The organism is Chromobacterium alticapitis (assembly GCF_002924365.1).
GTDB lineage: Bacteria > Pseudomonadota > Gammaproteobacteria > Burkholderiales > Chromobacteriaceae > Chromobacterium > Chromobacterium alticapitis.
Genome location: NZ_PQWB01000153.1, coordinates 1 through 20,829 on the forward strand (window position 1 = coordinate 1; position 20,829 = coordinate 20,829).

Sequence of the window (20,829 nt, forward strand, 5' to 3'; positions counted from 1 at the left end):
TTCCGATACGACAAATTGAAGTGTAACTATGAGAGCGTGGTCGCCATGGCGTGCGCATACCTATGGTTGCCTATGTGAAACGTCAACAGCCCCTAGGCGTTGCCCAGCAGGCAATATTCAGCCAAGGTCCCATGGCCAAGAAGCGCTTGTGCCTCAAGGCTTGGCGGCGCCTTCAGGAGGGGTCATGCTGATTCGCTCTCTCGCCTTATTGTTGTTCAGCCTAGCAGCTTGGTCTGCGCCTACCCGCGCCTTAACCATCTACACCGAAGACTGGCCGCCCATCACGTTTCAGCGCAACGGCGTGGCCGATGGCATGGCTGTCGAGGTGGTGCGGGAAATTCAAGAGCGCATCCGCGACAACAGTCCCATCGAGGTGGTGCCGTGGGCGCGCGGCTACAAAGAGTTGCTGACCAACCCTGAAGTCATGCTGTTCACCGTTGGCCGCAGCGAGGCTCGTGAGAAACAGATGACGCTGCTGGGGCCGATCGCGATTTCGCAAACCGTGCTTCTGGCGCGCAAGGGCGAGGCGAAAAAGCTGCTGGCGCTGGGCGCCGGCATCTATCAGCGGCCGGTGGGAGCCTATCGCGGCAGCATCTTCGCCGACGCGGCATCCGCAGCCGGCTTTGTCGAGGTGGATTTGGCGCCTACGCCGCAAGTGACGGCGCAGAAGCTGCTGCTCGGCCGTTACGATATGTGGGTGGAGGGTGGCTTTGTCGTCTCGTCGGTACTGAAGGACATCCGTCAGCCTTCCGACACGGTGGAGGTGGTGAGGGTGCTGGAATCGCTGGAGCTGTATCTGGCTTTTTCACGCGGCACGCCCGCCGACGAGGTGAAACGATGGCAGGATGGATTCGCGGCCATCAAGAAAGACGGCTCTTTCAAGCGGATCTACAACAAATGGCTGCCGCGCGATGCCGCTCCCGCTGATGTGAGGCTGATCGGTTTGCCACCGGGAACGGCCAAGACGGCGGGCTGATCACTGATCAAGCGCGCCAGCGCCGTCGGCCTCGCTCTCCAACCAGCGGCAGAAGGCGGTGACGGTTGGATCTTCTGCCGCCATGCGTGGCGCCACCCAGCAGTAATCGCGCACGCTCACCACCGGCGCCGGCAGCGGTTGCCGCAACCGGCCCGCGTCTATCAGGGCTTTCGCCATCGGCAGGGGCCCCAGCACCACGCCAAGGCCGTCTATGGCCGCCTGCAGGGCCAGCGAGAACTTGTCGAAATGCATGGCGCTGGCCGGTTTCAACTCGGCCGCGCCAGCCAATGTCAGCCATCGCTGCCAGGCAGTGGGGCGGGTGTCCGCATGCAGCAGGGTGTGGGAGACCAGATCTGCCGGGCTATTCAAGGGCAGACGTTCAAGCAGGGCCGGGCTGGCCAAGGGCAGTTCCCACTCCTTCAAAAAGGGCTTGGCGATGTGGCCGGGCCAGTCGCCGGGGCCGCGCCGGATGGCGATGTCGAACGGCGCATCCAACCGAGACAGGTCGCGGTCCGATGTCACCAGATGCAGCTCTAGCTCCGGAAAGCGCGCGCGGAAGCGCTGCAGCCTGGGCAATAGCCAGTAAGCGGCGAAAGTGGGCGTGGAGTTGATGCTGAGCCGACGCTGCGTGTCCGGTTGCAGCAGTTGGGCCGTGGCGTTGGCGATCAGGTCCAATCCGTCCTGCACTTGAACCAAATAGCGCCAGCCGGCGTCTGTCAACTTGACGCGCCCGCCGCTGCGCTCGAATAGCGCGAGGCCGAGCCAGTCTTCCAGTTGCTTAATCTGTTTGCTCACAGCGCCATGGGTGACGAAGAGCTCGCCCGCGGCGGCCGAAAAGCTTTCCAGGCGCGCCGCAGCTTCGAAAATGCGCAATGAATTCAGGGGAGGGTAAGTGCTCATGTTGTGATTTTATCTCACAATGCGTGTTGCGATTACTCGTTTGTATGCTAGCGCCGAAACGCGTAATCTTCTGCCACTACAAAGAGTATATCCGCCGCGCCCCGCGCGCGGAGGATGCGGAAGCACCGAGTGTAGCCCGGCGGCCTGGCGTCGGCGGGCTTGCCGACAACCAAAGCCAAGAAGGTCCCGAGTCATGCTAGAAGCTTATCGTCAGCACGTTGCCGAGCGCGCCGCGCTGGGCATTCCGCCCCTGCCGCTGTCCGCCAAGCAGGTAGAAGAACTGGTCGAATTGCTGAAGAACCCGCCTGCCGGCGAGGAGGCCACGCTGGTTGAGCTGATCACCCACCGCGTGCCGCCGGGCGTGGACGACGCGGCCAAGGTCAAGGCCTCCTTCCTGGCCGCCGTAGCCGAAGGCAGCGTGAAGTCGCCGCTGGTTTCGCGCGAGCTGGCTACCGAGCTGCTGGGCACCATGCTGGGTGGTTACAACATCAAGCCGCTGATCGACCTGCTGGATGACGCCTCTGTGGCCAAAATCGCCGCAGCCGGCCTGAAGAAAACCCTGTTGATGTTCGATTCCTTCCACGACGTGAAGGAAAAAATGGACAAGGGCAACGCCGTCGCCAAGGAGGTGGTCGAGTCCTGGGCTAACGCAGAGTGGTTCACCAGCCGTCCGGAAGTGGCCGAGAAAATCACCGTCACCGTGTTCAAGGTGCCGGGCGAAACCAATACCGACGACCTATCGCCGGCGCCGGACGCTTGGAGCCGCCCGGACATCCCGCTGCACTACCTGGCCATGTTGAAGAACACACGCGCCGACGCGGCCTTCAAGCCGGAAGAAGACGGCAAGCGCGGCCCGATGCAATTCATCGACGACCTGAAAGCCAAGGGCAATCTGGTGGCCTACGTGGGCGACGTGGTCGGTACCGGTTCCTCGCGCAAGTCCGCCACCAACTCCGTGGTGTGGGCTACCGGCCAGGATATCCCGTTTGTGCCGAACAAGCGCTTCGGCGGCGTGACTCTGGGCGGCAAGATCGCGCCGATCTTCTTCAACACCCAGGAAGACTCCGGCTCGCTGCCTATCGAAGTAGACGTGTCCAAGCTGGAAATGGGCGACGTGATCGACGTTTATCCGTACGTCGGCAAGATTGAAAAGAACGGCGCCGTGGTGGCCGAGTTCAAGCTGAAGTCCGAAGTGATCCTGGACGAAGTGCGCGCCGGCGGCCGCATCAACCTGATCATCGGCCGCGGCCTGACCTCCAAGGCGCGCGAAGCGCTGGGCCTGCCGGCCTCCACCGAATTCCGCCTGCCGAAGGCGCCAGTCGATTCCGGCAAGGGCTTCTCGCTGGGCCAGAAGATGGTTGGCCGCGCCTGTGGCCTGCCGGAAGGCAAGGGCGTGCGTCCGGGCACCTACTGCGAACCGAAGATGACCACCGTCGGCTCGCAGGACACCACCGGCCCGATGACCCGCGACGAGCTGAAAGACCTGGCTTGCCTGGGCTTCTCCGCCGATCTGGTGATGCAATCGTTCTGCCACACCGCCGCTTACCCCAAGCCGGTAGACGTGAAGATGCACAAGGAACTGCCGGCCTTCATCTCCACCCGCGGCGGCGTATCGCTGCGTCCGGGCGACGGCGTGATCCACAGCTGGCTGAACCGCCTGCTGCTGCCCGACACCGTCGGCACCGGCGGCGACAGCCACACCCGCTTCCCCATCGGCATCTCCTTCCCGGCCGGCTCCGGCCTGGTCGCCTTTGCCGCTGCTACCGGCGTGATGCCGCTGGACATGCCGGAATCGGTGCTGGTGCGCTTCAAGGGCAAGCTGCAGCCGGGCGTGACCCTGCGCGACCTGGTCAACGCCATCCCGCTGTACGCGATCAAGCAAGGCCTGCTGACCGTGGCCAAGGCCGGCAAGAAGAACATCTTCTCCGGTCGCATTCTGGAAATCGAAGGCCTGCCGGATCTGAAGGTTGAGCAAGCGTTCGAACTGACCGATGCTTCGGCCGAGCGCTCCGCCGCCGGCTGCACCGTGCACCTGAACAAGGCGCCCATCGCCGAGTACATGCGTTCCAACATCACGCTAATGAAGGCGATGATCGCCGATGGCTACCAGGATGCACGCACGCTGGAACGCCGCATCAAGGCGATGGAAGAGTGGATCGCCAACGGCCAGTTGCTGAAGGCCGATGCCGACGCCGAATACGCCGCTGTGATCGAAATCGACCTGGCTGATGTGAAGGAACCCATCGTCGCCTGCCCGAACGACCCGGACGACGTGAAGTTCATGTCCGAGGTGGCCGGCACCAAGATCGACGAAGTGTTCATCGGCTCGTGCATGACCAATATCGGCCACTTCCGCGCCGCTTCCAAGCTGCTGGAAGGCAAGTCCGACATCCCAGTTCGCCTGTGGGTGGCTCCGCCGACCAAGATGGATGCCAAACAGCTGACCGAGGAAGGCCACTACGGCGTGCTGGGCCGCGCCGGCGCGCGCCTGGAAATGCCGGGCTGCTCGCTGTGCATGGGCAACCAGGCCCAGGTGCGCGAAGGCGCAACCGTGATGTCCACCTCCACCCGCAACTTCCCGAACCGTCTGGGCAAGAACTCCAACGTGTACCTGGGCTCCGCGGAGCTGGCCGCGATCTGCTCCAAGCTGGGCAAGATTCCGACCGTGGAGGAATATCAGGCGAACATCGGCATCATCAACGAGAAGGGCGCCGAGGTTTATCAATACCTGAACTTCGACCAGATCCAGGAATATCAGGAACTGGCCGCCAGCAAGGCCTGATAACAACACGACGGGGCTAACACAAAGCGACGCCGCCCATCCCGCAAGGGAGGGCGGCGTTTTTTGCGCCGGATTATTTCGCGGCGAACTCCGCCTCGCTGCTATAGCCCACCGTTTCAGCGATCTGCCGCGTGTACTGGAAGTTTCCGCATGCGCTGTCGGCGGACAGGGTCCAATTGAAAATACCAGCCAATCCGGAGATATCCGCGGAAGACGGGAAATCGGGCGAGCAGCCTTCCGTATCGATGCCCCAGGCGATCTGGCCGCGCGGATAGCCAAGCGGGATGAAATCACTCGGCGAGGTGCCGCCGTAATTCTGGCAGTTGATCAGGTCGAAATTCGCCATATTGTCCTTGTCCACCTGGCCTCGGCCAAAGGCGGGCGTGATGGTCAGGAAGTAAGGTTTGCCGTCTTGCGCGCCGGCTGTATTTAGTGCGCCGCGCAGGCTGGCGATGACCTGATTGAAGTCGGCTTGGGAAATCGAACCGGAGGAGCCATTGATCTGCTCGTCGTCGATATCGAAGCCGTCCAGGCCGTATTGGCGGATCAAGTCGATCACGCTGGGAACGAACAGGTTGGCGCCAGTTTGGACATCCTGGCTGATATAGCTCCAGTCATTATGCCCCCACCCCAGGGAAATCAAGATCTTGATCTGCGGATTGGCGGCGCGCGCGAATGACACCAGGCCGCTCAGACGCTGCGGCTCTTCGGGCTGGCCTTGCTCCAGCTGCAGCACCGCGCCCTGTCCCTGCGGATAGGCATGGGCGAAGGCGACGAACAGGGCGCTGACCAAGTCCAGGGGCATGGCGGAAGTGGGCGGGATATATTGGTTCACGCCCGAGTTGTAGATCGGGTAATAGCTGCCCGCGTAAGGGGTGGGAAACGCGACTCTGGACATGGCGATGCCTTTCTGATGAATGGAGAGGAAAGCATTCCCATGCTTGGCAATGATTCCGTCACTCGCTACTGGCAAATTTGTCAGATAAATGCATGGCAAGCGGCAGGGCTTCACTATTGGTCATATAGGAGGCGCGCTAGACACGCGCGATGGAGCATCTGTCACGTAGAGCCTGCGGCAGGTATTGGTTTGCGCGCATACTTATTACGTAAAAATACTAGATGTGGTGTTTTATTGCCATTTTAATGCCATTTGTATCGCAATGAGATTAATCGTGTCCTATGTTGATGTGGCGAGTTGTTCAGGCCACTGAATTATCCATATTACATTTTTTGGATCAAGGCTTGATGTTTTGTCATGTTTTCTCATTGAAAGGGTAGATAAATGAGTGATCTTCAAGGCAAGAATCAGAACATCCAGGTATTGCGCGGACTTTCCAGCAATAGGTCGCTTCTCAGCTGCTCATCTGATGGCAAAGTTGTGGATTTATGGAGCGTGGACGATAGCTCGGGCCGGCAGCAATGGGATATCGTGCTGGTTTCAGGATATGTTGACGTGTACAACATCATCATATCGGGCGGCACAACGGGCGGCCGCAAATATCTGAGCTGCACGGAAGACGGCAGCAAAGTCGATCTGTGGGAAGTGGATGATGGCTCTGGTCGGCAGCGCTGGAATTTCGTGCCGCTTAACTCCAATATTCCCAGCTACTTCAATATCAAGGTAGTTGGCGGCGTCAATTCCGGACGAGTCTACCTAAGCTGCACGGCGGATGGCGCCAAGGTAGACTTATGGGCTACGGATGACGGCTCCGGCCGCCAGCGTTGGCAGCGGCAATAAGGGAAACGATTCCGATTGACAGGGGCGCGCATCGTTGAGATGAGCGTCCCAATGTCGCGCATTACATTTGCGCGCATAGCGAACTCGCGGGGGCATTTTTCTGCACTGCACGGAGAATCCTTCCCGCCCAACACGCTAGCCAGCCCAACCTTTACTCCATCCAGCAGGGCTACCCGCTTCCTGATCGATAGCCGCATTCGCTGTTAATCTAAACCGTCAGCGGCGGTTGATTGCCGTTGCTTGAAGCCAGCGGTCCTCGAATTCCGCGGCCGGCAGCGGCTTGGCGTACAAAAAGCCCTGGATTGCAGTGCAGCCGACCGTTTTCAGAAAGCTCTCCTGTTCGATGGTTTCCACGCCCTCTGCTACGGTTTCCAGCCCCAGATTGTCGGCCAGAGACTGAATGCTGCGGACGATGGCTTCGCCATTTCGTCCGCAGCCAATGCCCAAGACGAAGGCTCGGTCTATTTTCAGTGTCTGCACAGGCAATTCTTGCAAATAGGACAAGGAAGAGTAGCCGGTTCCAAAGTCGTCAATGGACAAGCGAATGCCCAATTGACGCAAGACGCTCAAGGCAGCGATGGCGTCGTCTGCGGTCATGATGACGCTTTCGGTGATTTCCAGTTCCAGCCATTCCGGCGGCAGGCGGTGCTTTTGCAGCAGGGCCATGACACGCTCGGGAAAGTCGGCCCGCTCTAGTTGTTTGACGGACAAATTAACCGAGGCGACAGGTGGGATAAAGCCGGCGCTGCGCCACTGAGCTAGCTGGCGACAGCATTTATCCAGCACCAGATCGCCCAGCGCTTCGATCTGCCCGCTTTCCTCCGCGATGGGAATGAAGCGGGCAGGGCCGATATCGCCCAAGATGGGGCTGCGCCAGCGCGCCAAGGCTTCCGCGCCATGCAGGACGCCATCAGCGCAGCGGATTTTGGGCTGATAGTGGACGTCTATCTCGCAAGTCGCTATCGCTTGCCGCAAGTGGCGCTCCACCTTGACTCTTTCCTCAATCGCAGCAGACAGCTGCGGCGTGTAGCGCTGGTAACGGTTGCGGCCCGCGGCTTTGGCCTGGTACATGGCAAGGTCGGCATTGCGCAGCAGCGTATCAGCATCCGCTCCGTCTTGTCGGGCGAAGCCTATGCCTATGCTGGCTGAAAGGTGGATATCCTGACCGGCGATATCGAAGGGCCGTTCGAACAGGGAAAGCAAGCTGCCAGCAGCAGCGTCCGCAGAACTCTGGCTAGCCAGCCCCTCCATAAGGCAGACGAACTCATCGCCGCCCAGCCGCGCCAGAAGATCCGATGAGGCGACGTGACTGGCCAGACGGCTAGCCACGGCGATCAGCAATTGATCGCCCACATGGTGTCCCTGGGTATCGTTGACGTCCTTGAAGCGATCCAGGTCTATGAACAGCATGGCCAGGCCATGTTCACCGACCTCTCCACGACCCAGCGCGCCAGCGAGCCGCTGCTGGAACTGCAACCGGTTGGGTAGGCCGGTAAGCGTATCGTGGTGGGCCAGCCTGTCCAGCGTAGCCTCCGCGCGCCTGCGCTCGGCGATTTCGCTGTGCAGCCGCTGGTTGCTGGTTTCCAGTTCCCGGGTTCTGTCTGCTACGCGACGGTCTAATTCTCGGTTGGCCTCAGCCAGAGAGGCTGCCTGTTGCGCGATCACGCGACCGGCGTGCCTGACCACCAGCATTTGCGCGATGAACAGTATGCCCATCAGTCCGACAATGGCCAGCGTCAGCCACCACAACTGATGGGCTGCATCCATCACAAAAGGCGTGGCATCCAGGTATAGTTCCAGCACGCCTTCGACCCGGCCAGTCGGCCCACGCACCGGCACATAGGTAGAGATGATGTCGCGCTCGGTCAGAGTGTGTTCGAAGGCATCTATGCTGTGATTGTGCGCGAGTTCACTGGCCGGCGTGCCCGTAACCGCCTGGCGAAAACCGTCATCGTCGTTTTCGTCTGCGCCTATTTGCCTGGCATCGGTTGAGAATACGGTGATGCCGTCCGGCGCATACATTTTTACCCGTATCACATCGCTGTTCCGCATCAGACTGACGACTGCAGTGCGCAATTCTGGATTGCTTGCCGCCTGTTTTAGCCGGGTTGGTTGCTTGGAAAGCGAGATCAGCGGGCGAAAATCCGCCCATAATGAGTTTTCAAAAATCTGCACCAGCGAGGCTGCGCGGTTCTTTTCCAACTTCAGCAGTTGTTCAGATGAGTAATGCCGCAGATAGCCCGCCATCAACGCAGTGGCGCAGCCCATCAGCAGCAGCGAGAGCAGAAAGAAATAGGGAATCAGCCGAAAAGGGCGGAGGGGCGGCGCCATGGCGACCTCTCAGTGCGGATGATAGATCAGTCTAGGCGAAATCGCGCCTGTCAGATATCAGTCCGCGCGGTTTACTCGTTGCGGCGAGTCTTATGCAACTGGCTGGCCTGGTGCCGCGCATCCTCTTCGCTATGCAAATAGCGTCGGGTTGTCTGGATGCTGGCATGGCGCAGGTTTTGGCTGACCAGCAGCAACGGCACGCCGGCTTCCAACTGATGGCTTGCTGCGGTATGGCGCAGCCAGTGGGTAGAGGCGCGACGCAGCTGGGCTTTCATTTCGTCGCTATCTGCATCTTGCTGCGCCCTGGAAAAGACTTCCTTGCAAATCAGATAGATGGCCTTGTCGGATAGCGGCGTCATTTTGCCCTTGGCGCCTATTCGACATACCAGGGGCGTGTCGTCGCCGGTCGCGGGTTTGGCCGGCAGCCCGAGGCTAGTCCGATATCGGGCCAGGGCATCCATCAGCTCGTCTGACAAGGGAATTCGCGCGGAGACGCCGCCTTTTCCAATGACGTTCCACCACCAATTGCCGTGCCGCTGAGTCAGATCTCCCGCGAGTGCGGCGGCGACTTCACTGCGGCGAGCGCCAGTCAAGTAAAGCAATGTGAACAGCCAGCGCGCGCGCTCGGCATGGCGGGCCTCCCGCTCCGAATGGCGCGGCAGCTTTCCCAATGTGGTCAGCAGGTGGGACCAGCAGGCAGCATCGAGAAAACGCTCAATATCTTGCCGCCCGGGCGCGCTTCCGCGCTTGCGCAACAGCCTGAAAGGGTTGCCATTCAAGTAGCCCGCCGCATTGAGGTAAGCGAATAGCGCGCCCAGCACGGTCATGCCATGATGAATGCTTTGCGGCGACAGCGGTTTGCTGAAGGGTTTCCAGTCTGGATGGCTGCGTGGCCGGGCAGGGCCTATCCATTGCTCGGCCGGATGGGGCGCGGCGAGGAAACGGCGATAATCCTGCACGTCCTCGCGCTTCATTTGCGCTAAGGTCTGCCCGCGGCGACCTAGCCAGAGCAGCAGGCGCTCAGCCTCCTTGCGATAGCCAGCCAGGGTGGCGGGCTTGTCCGCATGCTCGGCCAGCCAAGTAAGCACGGCTTGAGCGTCGGATTGGGCCTGGATCAGTTGAACCGGGCCGGAGGGCAGGCGAAGCGTGTCGGGCAGCATGGCGTGTCATGGTAGGGATTCGAGCGAAAAATGCAAGCTAAAACGACGCTCGCCGCCTGATTTGGAGTGAGCACTGACCAGGCAGCGAGTGACCTCGCAAATGTGAGTTGCAGGCGGAAACTTGGGTATTTCGCGTGAGTCGGGTCAGTCCAGCTCTCCCAGCAAGATGCGCAGCCTTTGGATGGCTTCGTTTCTTTCGGCCTGCCGCTGCTTGTGGGCATGCTCCGCCACGGCCACATTGGCCTTGCAATGGGGACAAGTGGTTTCATGGGGATGAATGTACTGGTTACAACTGCGGCATAAGGCCAGTTGTGTTGGCGGGCGCCCTGTTTCGGGCGCCTGTTTGCCGCGGTTTTTCCAGGCCAGCTCAATGACCTGCCCGCTGCGGCTGATCTGGCTGACCACTTTGCCGGTGGCGACCTCCTCGGTGATCAAATCAAAGCGGCCAACAGCGAAAGAGTCTTGCGCGGCATCCCGCAGCTTGACGATGTGTTCGCGCAGGCCCTTTTGCTGAAGATCCAGCGCGCGGTAGTGGCAATAGGGGTTATTGCCAGGCTTGCCCAGTAGTGAGTGCGAGGTCCAAGTACAGCCGCCTCGGCAGACGTCATTGTAATAACAGCTGCGGCAATAGCCCCATAAGTCGTCCACAGATCGTAGCCTGCCAAAATGTATGCCCTCGCTATGCCTCCAGATGTCCTCCAGCGCCATGTCGCGTACGTTTCCGCCGGAAAATCCCACTGTGGCGAGAGAAGGGCAACCCTTGACTGTGCCATCGGCTTCCAGCGCCATTACCGTTTGCCCGGCACCGCACCCGGCCCAGTGAACGCGTTCGTCGCCAAAGCCGCGCCAGAGGTGCTCGTAGGGGCCGTAATAGCCGATATTATTGCCTATCGTCATCAATAGGCCTCGCTCCAATCCTTCTTGATACAGTTGGGCGAGTAAAGGCATCAGCTCCAGCACGCGGTGGGGCTGTAGCAAAACCTGATCATTATCTACCGCATTGCCCATGGCCACAGTCAGCTGGATCTGCCAGTGCGTGGCGCCCAGCCCGATGATGTGGTCCATCAAGGCGGGCAGGTCCGGCATGGTGGCTGAGCCGATCTGCGTGTTGACGCTGACGGCAAGTCCCGCCGCCTTGGCGCGTCGCAGCGCATCGCTGGCTTTGTCGAAGGAGCCGGGAACGTTGCGCAGTTTGTCGTGCAAGGGAGCGAGTCCATCCAGTGAAACCCCCACTCCGTTCAGTCCAGCTTCAACTGCCTCCTGCAGTTTTGCCTGCGTCAAATTTCGTCCGCCCGTTTGCGTGGCGCAATAAATTCCGTGACCTCGTATCGCGCGTATCAGCTGGGTCCAATCCTTGCGCAGATAGGCCTCGCCGCCTATCAGCGTGATTTCTCGCGTGCCAAGCTTGGCCAGCGCCTCTATCACCTGCAGGCATTCCTCCGTAGATAATTCGCTGGAGCGGCGATGCCCTGCTCGCGAGCCGCAATGCAAGCATTTGAGGTCGCAGGCCAAGGTGATTTCCCAAACCACATGCACGGGATTGTAGCGTTCAAAATCTTCATGACTGAGATAGCGGGCAGGCCGCTTGTCTTGGCTGTCGGGCATGGGAAATCCTAGGCAAAAGTCCGGGCGCGTAGCCCGGACAGTGGGGTAATCCTCCCAGCAGGGGAGGATCTGGCTCATCAGCGGCTGTTCAGCTTTTCCAGCGCTTGATTCAGGCTCTTGATTTGTTCCTCGGCCTCGGCGATCAGTTGCTTGGCCTTGGTGTCGCTGACATCGGCACGGGCGGCGTCGGTCAACGCGACTGCGTACAACGTGTGGAAATGAGCGTTCGGACTGGTGGCGGAAATGTCCTCGGCTACGGTGGAGGTGGCGGCCAGCGGTTGATTGGCAACGCTATGCCAGTCGCCGTTATAGAAGTAGCGATAGCTGACGGCGCCGTTCTGCCAGTCTTGCGATAGCTGTCCACGCAGATGGAAGGTTTCCGCGATCTTGCTGCTCGGATTCGTGGGGCTACCATCCAGAACCAGGATGATTTTGTCCCCCAGGGCAGAGTAGTGCCCCCAGACGTGCGCCTGAAAGTTCACTGGCGGATTGGTGCTTTGGCTCACGCGCGCAGTGCCGGCCACTTTTTTGGTCGGGGCGTCCACAATCAGGTTGAGATGCAGTTCCGGCGCGCCGAATGCCGCGTTGGCGGTTGCCAGTCGAACGAGAAAGAGTTCTTCAAACATGGAGTGCTCCGAATGAAATTGGATCAAGTGTGTTTGCGGAGGGTTTCAGTTAACCCTCGAACTTCTCTTTGAGTTGCCGAACCGCGCCGACCAGACTATCGCGCTGCTGCTCCGCGGCGCTTTTCAGCCGGCTGATTTCCGCGGAGTCGTTCTTGGCTACGGCGGATTGAATCGCGACGGCATACATCGGCATGATCGGATGGCCGGGTTTGTGGCTGACAGGCAGACGGCCCAGTTCGCGATTCAGCTTGGCCGGGACGTTTTCCAGGCTGATCCAGGCTTGGCCGTTGAAGTAGCTATAGTTGGCGGTGCCTTCAGTCCAGCTGCGATCAAGCAGCAGCTCGATCTTGAAGTTGACCGGGGAATTGGCGTGGGGGCCGCCATGGTTGCCTTGGGCGGTCACTAGGATGCGGCCATCGGACGGCGGCATAACAGTCAGGTAGGTGTATTGCCCCCAAACATCGGAGGTGAATGGGGGTTCTGCGGAAGGCGTGACCGCCTGGGTGATTTTGGCAAAACCCACCACAGTGTCCGAAACGGTGTTGACCAGCAGGGTCAGTGCCAGGTTTTGCGCACCGGCCGCGCCGGTTGTGATGATATAGCTGACCGGAAATAGCCCATCTTGCGGGTGGCCGACTGCGCCCTGTGCTTGCTGCAGCGCGGTGCCGTAAGGGGGCACAGACAGATTGGTCGTTTCGCTCATGTCATCTTCCTTGATTGTTGAGTGGGCATGATCTGGCTTGCTGGCCGCGGGGCGGTCTGCCAGTGCTTATTGGTTTAGCAGTTGAAGCAAGGAGCGCCGTGACAATAAGAACAGGTTTGCAGGGGTGGAAATACTTAGAGTTGCGAGCGAAATTCCAGCAATACGACTGATGAAGGGGGAGGTGATACGCATACGCCATGCAGTGGTGAGTAAGGCTGAATCTAGCACGCAAGGCCATTGGTGCTCGATGTAGCTGGCGCATGCAGCTCTGCGGAAAAACTTCCGATAAGTATAATTATCGGAAATTTTCTATCATTTAGATATAAAATAAATGATATACGTAATATATTTTATCGATGATATTTGCTACACTGGCTCCTTGCTAAAGGGGTGGGATGATATGGCTGCGGATATTTATGCAAGGATTCGCCAGGCGGCGTTTGAATTGGTGAGCGAGGGCGTCTGGCCCACGGTGGCGGACGTGCGCGCCAAATTGGGCAGCGGCTCAAACACCACAATCAACAACACGCTCAAGGAATGGCGGCAGGAATTTCTGTCCAGAATCTCCATCTCATCCCGTCGACCCGATTGGCCGCCCAGCCTTGCGGAAGCCTTTGAGCAAATTTGGCAAAAAGCCTGCGATGAAGCCGAGCAGCAGCTTGATGCCGTGCGAAGGGAAGTGGAGGCCGCCGAGGCGGCGCTGCGCATCGAGCGAGATGAGCTGCTGCAAGGGTTGAATCGAATGGAGACCGAGGCGCAATCGCTGCGACATGAACTGGAGCTGCGCGCGGCCAAGCAAACCGAGCTGGATGAGGCTTTGCGCCAGGAACGTTTCCATAGCGAAAAATTGCAAACGGAAAGACAGGAGCTCCTGACCGCGCAAGAGTCTTTGCGGCAAGAATTGGCGCAAGGACGCAAGCAGGCTGAGGCCAGGCAGGCGGAGCTGGAAGAAAAACATGAGCAGCAATTGCGCGAGGCGCGCGAAATGTCCGAACGCAAAGAATCCCTGGCATACGAGCGACTGGAGGGGCTGCGAGTCCGGCTCTACCAGCAAGTGGAAGACGAACGCACAGACATGAAGCAGCAGCTTCAAAAGCAGGAAGCCGCCTTGCAGCAAGCAAGGCAGGATGCCGCCAAGGTGGAGGGCTTGTGGCGGGAGCGCGTACTGGAGCGCGAGCGCGAGAATGGCGGGCTGAATGCGCGGCTGGAGCTGGCGCGACAGGCTATCGATGAACTGCGCGAAGAACTGCGCGCACTAAGAGCGACCGGCGAAGCTGCCGGCCGCCTGGCACTGAGCCAGGCCGCTGATCTCGCAACGCAACAGGAGCGGACTCGCTTGCTGCGCGAGCAGTGGCTGGAGCGGACCTGCGCGGCGCTAGCGTCGGGGACGCTGCCTACTCGCCAGGACGAGTGGAGGTCCTGGCTGGCCGCGCAATGGCCAGAGGCCAACCAGTAGAAATACTGCCTATCACTCCAGCCGCTGCACATCCATTGCGCGCTGACTATGTTGAATGGGTCGCAACCCAACTGACAAGGAGTCGGCATGACCTCTCTGGGATATGCAGTTTTGTACGCGGCTGGAATTTTAGCCGTATTCGCGCTATTCGCCTGGAAAACCTCCATCCTGCGCGACAGGGGCGCGCTTGTTGCGAGCGTAAAGGCCGGAGAGCAGACCTTCAGCCTGGCGCGAAGCCAGATATACTGGTGGACGATGTTGGTGGCCCTGGTGACGGGCTGGTTATTGATTCTCACCGGCAATCTGCTTTCGCCCACGCCGCAAGTGCTGGCGCTGCTGGGCATCAGCGCAGGCACGACGGGGGTGGCCGGCATGGTGACGCCAGCCGACGCTTCGCCTCCAGTGGGCGTTTCGCGCGGCTGGCTGCGAGATGTGCTGGATGACGGCCAAGGCATTTCCGTCCACCGCTACCAGGCGCTGCTGGCCAATTTAGGCATTGGACTGACTTTCGTCTACAAGTCCATCCAGTTAGATCATTTTTACGAAATCGATACGCTATGGCTCGGCGTGCTCGGCGTGAGCAGCCTGTTGTACATCGGCGGCAAATCCCAGGAGAGCGCCCCACCGCAGCCCGGCAGCGCCTGACGGGGGAGCTTGACGCCCGACATGGCTAGTTTGGGCGCAATCCCCTACAATAGTGAACAATTCAATAAGCGGCCCCCGCGGCGCAATGCGAGCGGGGCCGCTTTTTCATTACGGAAAGTCAAATGGAAGAACCTGTACGCCTGTCAAAACGCATGGCCGAACTAGGGCTGTGTTCGCGCCGGGAGGCTGACAGCTATATCGAACAAGGCTGGGTCAAGGTGGACGGCGAAGTCGCCATTCTGGGACAGAAGGTGCTGCCGCACAATTTGATCGAAGTCGACAAAAAGGCCCAAGATGCCCAATCCGCCCGCGTCACAATCTTGCTGAACAAGCCAATGGGCTATGTGTCCGCCCAGGCGGAGGATGGCTACGAGCCTGCCGTGGTATTGGTCAAACCGGAAAATCAATGGGCTGAGGATGGCAGCCGGAAACGCTTCCAGCCATCGCACTTGCGGGGCCTGGCGCCGGCGGGCCGGCTGGACATAGACTCGGTAGGCCTGCTAGTGCTGACTCAGGATGGCCGCGTGGCCAAGCATCTGATCGGCGAAAACTCCGAGGTGGAAAAGGAGTATCTGGTGCGAGTGGAGGGGGAGCTGATTCCCAATGGGCTGGCGCTGCTGAACCACGGACTGGAGCTGGATGGCAAGAAATTGCTGCCGGCCAAGGTGGGTTGGCAGAACGAGGACCAACTACGTTTCGTGCTGCGCGAAGGCAAGAAGCGGCAGATCCGCCGCATGTGCGAACTAGTGGGGCTGCGCGTAGTGGGCCTGAAACGCATCGCCATCGGCAAGGTCAAGCTGGGGAATCTGCCAACCGGCCAATGGCGCTATCTGCGCGACGACGAACAATTCTAAGACAATCAGGGAGGCTGCATGTTCGAGCGATGGCTGCGTAAATTGGGCTGGGATCAGCAAAGTCGACAGCGCGCGCGCGAACTAGCCGCCCAGGTTGAGCAATTGATAGACATTTGCGACCGGCGACTGCGACTGCTGCCCAGCTACCAAGATGCGCTCGCGCCGGGCATGCGCACCTCTCAAGTCTACCTTTCCTCGCTGATGACGCAACTGCCCTCGGTGTTGGAGCTGTCATTGCATGGCTTTGCGCGCGACCCTCGGCTCGGTTTGCTGTTTTCCGGGCCATCCAGCCTGCTGGAGCTGCTGGATGGCAGCGATGGGCTGCGGGAGTTCTTCCTGTCCGCTTCAAATGGCGACGAGGCCTGGGCCTTGCTGACCATGCAGCGCAGCGAGACGAGGCGTTTTGGCGTGGCGATGGAAAACGGCGATCTGCGCAGCGACGTTGCGCAGATCGTGGTGAGTTTTGACGGCCATAGATTGATGATGCCGAGTCCCAATTGGGAAGCTTTTCAGCAGCGTTCCGGCGCGCATGCACTGGATGTGCTTGGCTCGGTGATCGCGCGACAATTGAGCCTGATGGAGCAAGCCAGGCAACAGCTCGAAGCCGAACTGGCTCGCCTGCAACTGCGCCGAATGGCGCTGCAATCGTCGGACTGCATGATTGTGGACGGGCAGTCCGGCGACGATTTGCCAGAATCGCTGCCGGCTGTCGATGCACGATTGAATGAAGTCAGGCCGCAGCTGGACGCGCTGCGCGAGCACGCAAGCCTGGAGGGCTTGCTGCAGATGGTGCGACAAGTCTTAGAATGCCCAGAAGACTACTTCAGCTTGCAGTCAGTCACCTTGCGTCTCAACCGCATGGGTATCAAGCTGGAAGGCGAGACAGACGAGGGGACGGCGCTGGAGCTGGAGGAAGTAGTGCTGGGCAAGACCCAACCCATACGCCGAGCGCTGATGCCGGTACGCATCCGCCGCGAGGCCATTGACGAGTTGCGGCGGCAGTTTGGGAATGCGTAAGTAAAAACGCTGCATATAGCGACGAAGCGGCTATGCTGAATACAGTACGAGTTTCAATCGGCCTCAGGGCGGTCGGTTGAATCTGCCCCGACCTCCTGGCCGGGGTTTTTTTATGGTTTTTCACTGGATGGCGACCAATGCAGGCACGAGAGCGACGCCGCCACGCCGGCAGTTAGCATGAGTGGAGGCGAACTTTGCGGCGAGCATTCGCTGGCACGCTGCTGGATTGCGCAGCAATATATCCAGGGCCTTCTCCCGCCTACAAGAATGAATTCATCGCAGCCTACGCACAGGCCAGCAAACTGCCGCAGAGCGCTCGGGCGTGCCCACCAAGGCCCGCGCCTGGTGAAAATGCAAACCGCCGGGCGATCCCGGCGGCCTGGGCAAAGCTGCTTCTGCAAGGCCGCGATGAATGATGGCACCTGGCTTACGGCCTGCTCTTGCAATCAAAAGTACGCTTCCTTGCAGCTGGCGAATAGCCTTTCAATCAACCCGTCGACGGTTTACGGCCACAGTTGGCAGTATTCGGTATTGGATTCGTAGTTGCCACTAACTGAACCGTCAGAATTGATCTTCTTGACCCAGCCGTTCGGCTGGCGGCTGGTCGGTTTGACGCCGCAGTTAGTGTGCACCCAGTGGATGCCAACGCCACTGGTATACGGTTGGCCGCATAATTGCAAACGGTCGCCAGGCTGGATGGTGTTCAAGGGGTAGGGCACGTCTTCGCCGGCGGAGTCGTAGCCGGAAGCGAAGACATTATCCATCGCCACGTCATAGCTCCGACCATCCTGATCTGCCTTCAGGCGGACATGGGTATGGGAGAGTTCAACGCCATTGAGCGATTGGCCGTAAGCGAAGGTCGGTCCGCTGACCACCGTACCTGTCAAATAGCTGCCGGCCGCTGCCTTGCAGTCGGATTTGCCATCGGCCAGCGCAGCTAGAGGCAGGGCCAGCAGACAGAAGGCCAGTGTGAGTTTCTTCATGATTTCCCCTCTTGATAAATGACATTGTCTTTTTGCTTGGCTATTTTATTATCTTGGGGATATTTAAATGTTGTTATTTTTTTACAAAGTGTGAATTTTCTTTTCTCGACAGCAATGGGCGCTGTTGCATAAATCCTGAACCGGGCGAGGCTCCCCTTTCCCTAAGCGGATTTACGCCACTGCCTCCGTGCATGGTCGGCCCAGCATGCTGAAGCGGTTCAAGATGGCAGTGCGTACTTGCAGCTCTGTCACTTGACCATCGAAACGCCGGGCCGTCACCCTTTCACCCAACCGTTTGAAGCAATGCATCTTGGTTTCCACCAAGCTGCGGCGATGTTCCGAACGTAGTGGTTAACGGGCAGAACCCTGGTCGGCCTGGACAATCTGCAAAGCTCACCCTGTTGCGGCTGCTGAGCGTGGGCGACGAAGCCGGCGCGGTAACGCAGTTCCCGCGCGGGAGCCGGGGTGCTGGCCAGCCTGATCCGCCGCCGACAGGCGGAGCAAGCGTTGTGTCAATCGAAAGGGGATGCATAATAGACTGGGAGCAGATCAGAATGGCCAGTCTGAGCCCCCTCCAGAAATCTTGTTGACAATTGAAAGGCAAGCTGTGCAAAATAGATAAGCAGGATTTTCAAGCGTCATATCTATCGACACCTCGTTGCCCACCTAGCTGGTCTTCTTTGTTTCCTTATCTATTCCTTGATTATCATGCCATTGGCAATTTTTGCTGCCCTTACTGACACAAGGAGTTCATTATGGAAACTGGTACCGTTAAATTTTTCAACGACGCAAAAGGTTTTGGCTTTATCACCCCGGACAATGGTGGTGATGATCTGTTCGCTCATTTTTCTGAAATTCGTGCCGATGGCTTCAAATCGCTGCATGAAGGCCAAAAAGTGAGCTACACCCGAGCCATGGGCCAAAAGGGCCCGGCAGCATCCGGCATTCAGCCTCTCTAAATTATTATTGCTGCTATCAAAAAAGCCCCTAGTGGGCTTTTTTTTGGCTATGTCCCAATAATGTGTTGCAAGGGACGCCCCACCGCCTCCTGCAAGCAGTGGCAAGGCTGAATGGTTTGCTGATAGCGCTCCAGCATCCGTCGCCACCCCAGATAGTGCTCAAGGTATTTGGCGGCAACCCCGTGGAATCGCACCATCCAAAGTTTCAAGCGGCTATGGCATGGGCTTTGTTGCATAACCCCGCCCAAAAGTGAACATCCAGGGCCGCCGCACTCGGAATGAATATTCATGGCTGAAGCCAACCCATTGACTTCAATGGCTTATTCGCAAAATTCGATGAAAATCAAGGCCGTGCTGTCTGATAAAAGCAAGGTCAAGCAGTTATAAAAGTGCTGCACTGATTGGCATTCTTGCGCGGCGGAATCACCGGCAGGATCCCCCGCTCAAGTCGCGCTGCGTAACAGCCCTGGGTGCCATAAGCGCCATCCAGCATCGCCGTAGCGATTGGCTCATCCGCTGGCAACGGCATCAACAGCTCCGGCAGTATCGGCGCGTCTCCCGCACCATTGCCAGTCACCTCGATGGCCCGGATTTCCAGCGTTTCTGCATCGATACCGAGGTGTACCTTGCGCCATTGCCGACGATATTCGGCGCCATGTTTTTTGCGTTTCCACTCGCCCTTGCCCAGAAACTGGATGCCTGTACTGTCAACCAGCAGATGCAGCGGGCCGTTGTTGCGGCGATAGCCGATCTTGACCTGCAAAGTGCGCTGGCGACGGCATACGGTGGAGTGGTCCGGCGCCGGCCAGTCGAATCCCGCTAATTGCAGCAGGCTTTGCGCCATGCCCAGACTCTGGCGCAACGGCCGTTATTGCCGGTAGGTTCGGCCAGCCACTGCATGTCTTTGTCGAGCCAAACCAGGAGCGATCCGCGTGCGGTCAGCGCCGCGTCGTAGTCATGCCAGTTGGTGGTCGTGTAGCGTTGCTTGGGCTTCTTGTTCTGGGGTGCTACGGTGTTCATCGCCTTAGCATACCGCAGCTGGTGGCGGGGTTATGCAACAAAGTCCGGCGGAACAATCCATGAAAAAAATGGCCTAGAAACAAAGAGGAGAACCGTAAGTTCAAGCAGCCAAATATGCCATTGAATTTCCAAAATAACCGGGTAAGTCATTGATTTTTAAAGAGCGGAATCCATGATCTCACCTCACCTATCGGACAAAGAATTTTCCGTAAGGCATTGATTATTAATGAATAATATATCGATATGCACTTACAACATCCATAAGGGCATGTCCCCGCTGAACCGTCATGTCCAGCTGCTCGATATGGCAGAGGCATTGGCGGACCTGGCGCCAGATTTATTGTTTCTGCAGGAAGTCCAGGGCAGGAATCTGGAGCGCTCGCTGCGCCATCAGCGCTGGCCGCTTCAACCGCAGCATCGCTTTCTCGCAGAGCGCTTGTCCCACCAGGCGGTGTATGGCCTGAACGCCAGCTACGAGCACGGGCATCACGGCAATGCCTTATTGACCCGGTTTCGAGTTGGCGAATGGTGTAACCGGGACATCTCCGTCAACCGCTTCGAGAGCCGGGGCGTGCTGCAGTGCGTTGTGCAACCGGAAGGCTGGCCGCGCCCGCTAGTGGCCTTGTGTGGGCATTTCAATTTGCTGGCTTTCGATAGACGCAAGCAATACCGCGGTCTGGCTCACTATGTGCAGCAGGCCATTTCCGAGCATCAGCCTCTGATCCTGGCCGGGGATTTCAATGACTGGCGCGGCGAGGCGAGTTCGCTGCTGAGGGATGAACTCGGACTGGAAGAGGCTTTCCTGACACTGCATGGCAGCCATGCCCAAAGCTTCCCGGCGCGCATGCCCATGCTGACGTTGGACCGCATTTATGTGCGCGGCCTGCGGGTGGAGTCGGCCAAAGTTCTGTCCGGCCGGCCCTGGTCCGGCTTGTCCGATCACTTGCCGCTATGCGCCGAGCTGAGTCTGCAATGAGGCAGGGCCGCCGCACTCGGAATGAATATTCATGACTGAAGCCAACCCATTGACTTCAATGGCTTATTCGCAAAATTCGATAAAAATCAAGGCCGTGC

The 20,829-nt window shown here is 59.0% G+C and carries 17 protein-coding genes and 3 pseudogenes; 9 read left to right on the forward strand and 11 right to left on the reverse strand.

Going from position 1 to position 20,829, the window contains the following annotated elements:
* The first annotated feature begins 184 nt into the window (after positions 1-184).
* Positions 185-976, forward strand: coding sequence for a substrate-binding periplasmic protein (locus C2I19_RS19915; RefSeq protein ID WP_158253775.1), 792 nt, complete (start codon positions 185-187; stop codon positions 974-976).
* On the opposite strand, the gene gcvA is transcribed toward C2I19_RS19915, so the two are convergent.
* Positions 977-1,876 (reverse strand): transcriptional regulator GcvA, encoded by a 900-nt coding sequence (gene gcvA / locus C2I19_RS19920; protein WP_103904345.1) that lies wholly within the window; start codon positions 1,874-1,876, stop codon positions 977-979. It lies immediately after the preceding gene.
* A 193-nt stretch (positions 1,877-2,069) separates the two neighbouring features.
* Between gcvA and acnB the strand changes: the two genes are divergently transcribed.
* Entirely contained in the window at positions 2,070-4,658 is a 2,589-nt protein-coding gene (gene acnB / locus C2I19_RS19925; RefSeq protein ID WP_103904346.1) for a bifunctional aconitate hydratase 2/2-methylisocitrate dehydratase, read from the forward strand.
* 73 nt (positions 4,659-4,731) lie between these two features.
* Here acnB and C2I19_RS19930 read toward each other — a convergent pair whose 3' ends face one another.
* Positions 4,732-5,556, reverse strand: coding sequence for a glycosyl hydrolase family 18 protein (locus C2I19_RS19930; protein WP_103904347.1), 825 nt, complete (start codon positions 5,554-5,556; stop codon positions 4,732-4,734).
* Between the two features lie 384 nt (positions 5,557-5,940).
* Here C2I19_RS19930 and C2I19_RS19935 point away from each other — a divergent pair, with 384 nt between their 5' ends.
* A complete protein-coding gene (locus tag C2I19_RS19935) occupies positions 5,941-6,396 on the forward strand; it encodes a ricin-type beta-trefoil lectin domain protein (protein ID WP_103904348.1) in 456 nt (151 codons plus the stop codon).
* Positions 6,397-6,612: 216 nt separating this feature from the next.
* On the opposite strand, the gene C2I19_RS19940 is transcribed toward C2I19_RS19935, so the two are convergent.
* The 5 genes from C2I19_RS19940 to C2I19_RS19960 form a co-directional block, all read right to left on the reverse strand.
* A complete protein-coding gene (locus C2I19_RS19940) occupies positions 6,613-8,727 on the reverse strand; it encodes a putative bifunctional diguanylate cyclase/phosphodiesterase (protein ID WP_103904349.1) in 2,115 nt (704 codons plus the stop codon).
* Between the two features lie 71 nt (positions 8,728-8,798).
* Positions 8,799-9,887 (reverse strand): tyrosine-type recombinase/integrase, encoded by a 1,089-nt coding sequence (locus C2I19_RS19945; RefSeq protein ID WP_103904350.1) that lies wholly within the window; start codon positions 9,885-9,887, stop codon positions 8,799-8,801.
* A gap of 144 nt (positions 9,888-10,031) precedes the next feature.
* Positions 10,032-11,570, reverse strand: coding sequence for a GDL motif peptide-associated radical SAM/SPASM maturase (locus tag C2I19_RS19950; protein WP_199181295.1), 1,539 nt, complete (start codon positions 11,568-11,570; stop codon positions 10,032-10,034).
* Positions 11,570-12,118 (reverse strand): DUF1842 domain-containing protein, encoded by a 549-nt coding sequence (locus tag C2I19_RS19955; RefSeq protein ID WP_103904352.1) that lies wholly within the window; start codon positions 12,116-12,118, stop codon positions 11,570-11,572. The genes C2I19_RS19950 and C2I19_RS19955 overlap by 1 nt, the downstream gene beginning before the upstream one ends.
* A 49-nt stretch (positions 12,119-12,167) precedes the next feature.
* Entirely contained in the window at positions 12,168-12,821 is a 654-nt protein-coding gene (locus C2I19_RS19960) for a DUF1842 domain-containing protein (RefSeq protein ID WP_103904353.1), read from the reverse strand.
* Between the two features lie 400 nt (positions 12,822-13,221).
* On the opposite strand from C2I19_RS19960, the gene C2I19_RS19965 reads away from it, so the two are divergent.
* The 4 genes from C2I19_RS19965 (at position 13,222) to C2I19_RS19980 (ending at position 16,793) form a co-directional block, all read left to right on the forward strand.
* Positions 13,222-14,277, forward strand: a complete 1,056-nt coding sequence (locus C2I19_RS19965; RefSeq protein ID WP_158253776.1) for a DNA-binding protein — start codon at positions 13,222-13,224, stop codon at positions 14,275-14,277.
* An 87-nt stretch (positions 14,278-14,364) separates the two neighbouring features.
* A complete protein-coding gene (locus C2I19_RS19970; RefSeq protein ID WP_146056892.1) occupies positions 14,365-14,922 on the forward strand; it encodes a hypothetical protein in 558 nt (185 codons plus the stop codon).
* Positions 14,923-15,044: 122 nt separating this feature from the next.
* A complete protein-coding gene (locus C2I19_RS19975) occupies positions 15,045-15,776 on the forward strand; it encodes a pseudouridine synthase (RefSeq protein WP_103904356.1) in 732 nt (243 codons plus the stop codon).
* Positions 15,777-15,794: 18 nt separating this feature from the next.
* On the forward strand, positions 15,795-16,793 hold the full coding sequence (locus tag C2I19_RS19980) for a hypothetical protein (protein ID WP_103904357.1): 999 nt from the start codon (positions 15,795-15,797) through the stop codon (positions 16,791-16,793).
* 503 nt (positions 16,794-17,296) lie between these two features.
* On the opposite strand, the gene C2I19_RS19985 is transcribed toward C2I19_RS19980, so the two are convergent.
* Positions 17,297-17,776, reverse strand: a complete 480-nt coding sequence (locus C2I19_RS19985; RefSeq protein WP_199181296.1) for a hypothetical protein — start codon at positions 17,774-17,776, stop codon at positions 17,297-17,299.
* Positions 17,777-17,947: 171 nt separating this feature from the next.
* Positions 17,948-18,112: pseudogene (locus tag C2I19_RS19990) on the reverse strand (IS5/IS1182 family transposase); the annotation flags it as partial.
* A 419-nt stretch (positions 18,113-18,531) separates the two neighbouring features.
* On the opposite strand from C2I19_RS19990, the gene C2I19_RS19995 reads away from it, so the two are divergent.
* On the forward strand, positions 18,532-18,735 hold the full coding sequence (locus tag C2I19_RS19995; RefSeq protein WP_021476955.1) for a cold-shock protein: 204 nt from the start codon (positions 18,532-18,534) through the stop codon (positions 18,733-18,735).
* Between the two features lie 47 nt (positions 18,736-18,782).
* On the opposite strand, the pseudogene C2I19_RS22325 reads toward C2I19_RS19995, so the two are convergent.
* Positions 18,783-18,953, reverse strand: a pseudogene (locus C2I19_RS22325) (IS1595 family transposase); the annotation flags it as partial.
* Positions 18,954-19,138: 185 nt separating this feature from the next.
* Positions 19,139-19,755, reverse strand: a pseudogene (locus tag C2I19_RS20005) (IS5 family transposase); the annotation flags it as partial.
* A gap of 226 nt (positions 19,756-19,981) precedes the next feature.
* Here C2I19_RS20005 and C2I19_RS20015 point away from each other — a divergent pair.
* On the forward strand, positions 19,982-20,731 hold the full coding sequence (locus C2I19_RS20015) for an endonuclease/exonuclease/phosphatase family protein (RefSeq protein ID WP_103904360.1): 750 nt from the start codon (positions 19,982-19,984) through the stop codon (positions 20,729-20,731).
* Positions 20,732-20,829: the final 98 nt, after the last annotated feature.

Coding starts and splice junctions, on each gene's coding strand:
- C2I19_RS19915 (WP_158253775.1), top strand. CDS start 185: ATGCTGATTCGCTCTCTCGCCTTATTGTTGTTCAGCCTAGCAGCTTGG.
- gcvA (WP_103904345.1), bottom strand. CDS start 1,876: ATGAGCACTTACCCTCCCCTGAATTCATTGCGCATTTTCGAAGCTGCG.
- acnB (WP_103904346.1), top strand. CDS start 2,070: ATGCTAGAAGCTTATCGTCAGCACGTTGCCGAGCGCGCCGCGCTGGGC.
- C2I19_RS19930 (WP_103904347.1), bottom strand. CDS start 5,556: ATGTCCAGAGTCGCGTTTCCCACCCCTTACGCGGGCAGCTATTACCCG.
- C2I19_RS19935 (WP_103904348.1), top strand. CDS start 5,941: ATGAGTGATCTTCAAGGCAAGAATCAGAACATCCAGGTATTGCGCGGA.
- C2I19_RS19940 (WP_103904349.1), bottom strand. CDS start 8,727: ATGGCGCCGCCCCTCCGCCCTTTTCGGCTGATTCCCTATTTCTTTCTG.
- C2I19_RS19945 (WP_103904350.1), bottom strand. CDS start 9,887: ATGCTGCCCGACACGCTTCGCCTGCCCTCCGGCCCGGTTCAACTGATC.
- C2I19_RS19950 (WP_199181295.1), bottom strand. CDS start 11,570: ATGAGCCAGATCCTCCCCTGCTGGGAGGATTACCCCACTGTCCGGGCT.
- C2I19_RS19955 (WP_103904352.1), bottom strand. CDS start 12,118: ATGTTTGAAGAACTCTTTCTCGTTCGACTGGCAACCGCCAACGCGGCA.
- C2I19_RS19960 (WP_103904353.1), bottom strand. CDS start 12,821: ATGAGCGAAACGACCAATCTGTCTGTGCCCCCTTACGGCACCGCGCTG.
- C2I19_RS19965 (WP_158253776.1), top strand. CDS start 13,222: ATGGCTGCGGATATTTATGCAAGGATTCGCCAGGCGGCGTTTGAATTG.
- C2I19_RS19970 (WP_146056892.1), top strand. CDS start 14,365: ATGACCTCTCTGGGATATGCAGTTTTGTACGCGGCTGGAATTTTAGCC.
- C2I19_RS19975 (WP_103904356.1), top strand. CDS start 15,045: ATGGAAGAACCTGTACGCCTGTCAAAACGCATGGCCGAACTAGGGCTG.
- C2I19_RS19980 (WP_103904357.1), top strand. CDS start 15,795: ATGTTCGAGCGATGGCTGCGTAAATTGGGCTGGGATCAGCAAAGTCGA.
- C2I19_RS19985 (WP_199181296.1), bottom strand. CDS start 17,776: ATGAAGAAACTCACACTGGCCTTCTGTCTGCTGGCCCTGCCTCTAGCT.
- C2I19_RS19995 (WP_021476955.1), top strand. CDS start 18,532: ATGGAAACTGGTACCGTTAAATTTTTCAACGACGCAAAAGGTTTTGGC.
- C2I19_RS20015 (WP_103904360.1), top strand. CDS start 19,982: ATGAATAATATATCGATATGCACTTACAACATCCATAAGGGCATGTCC.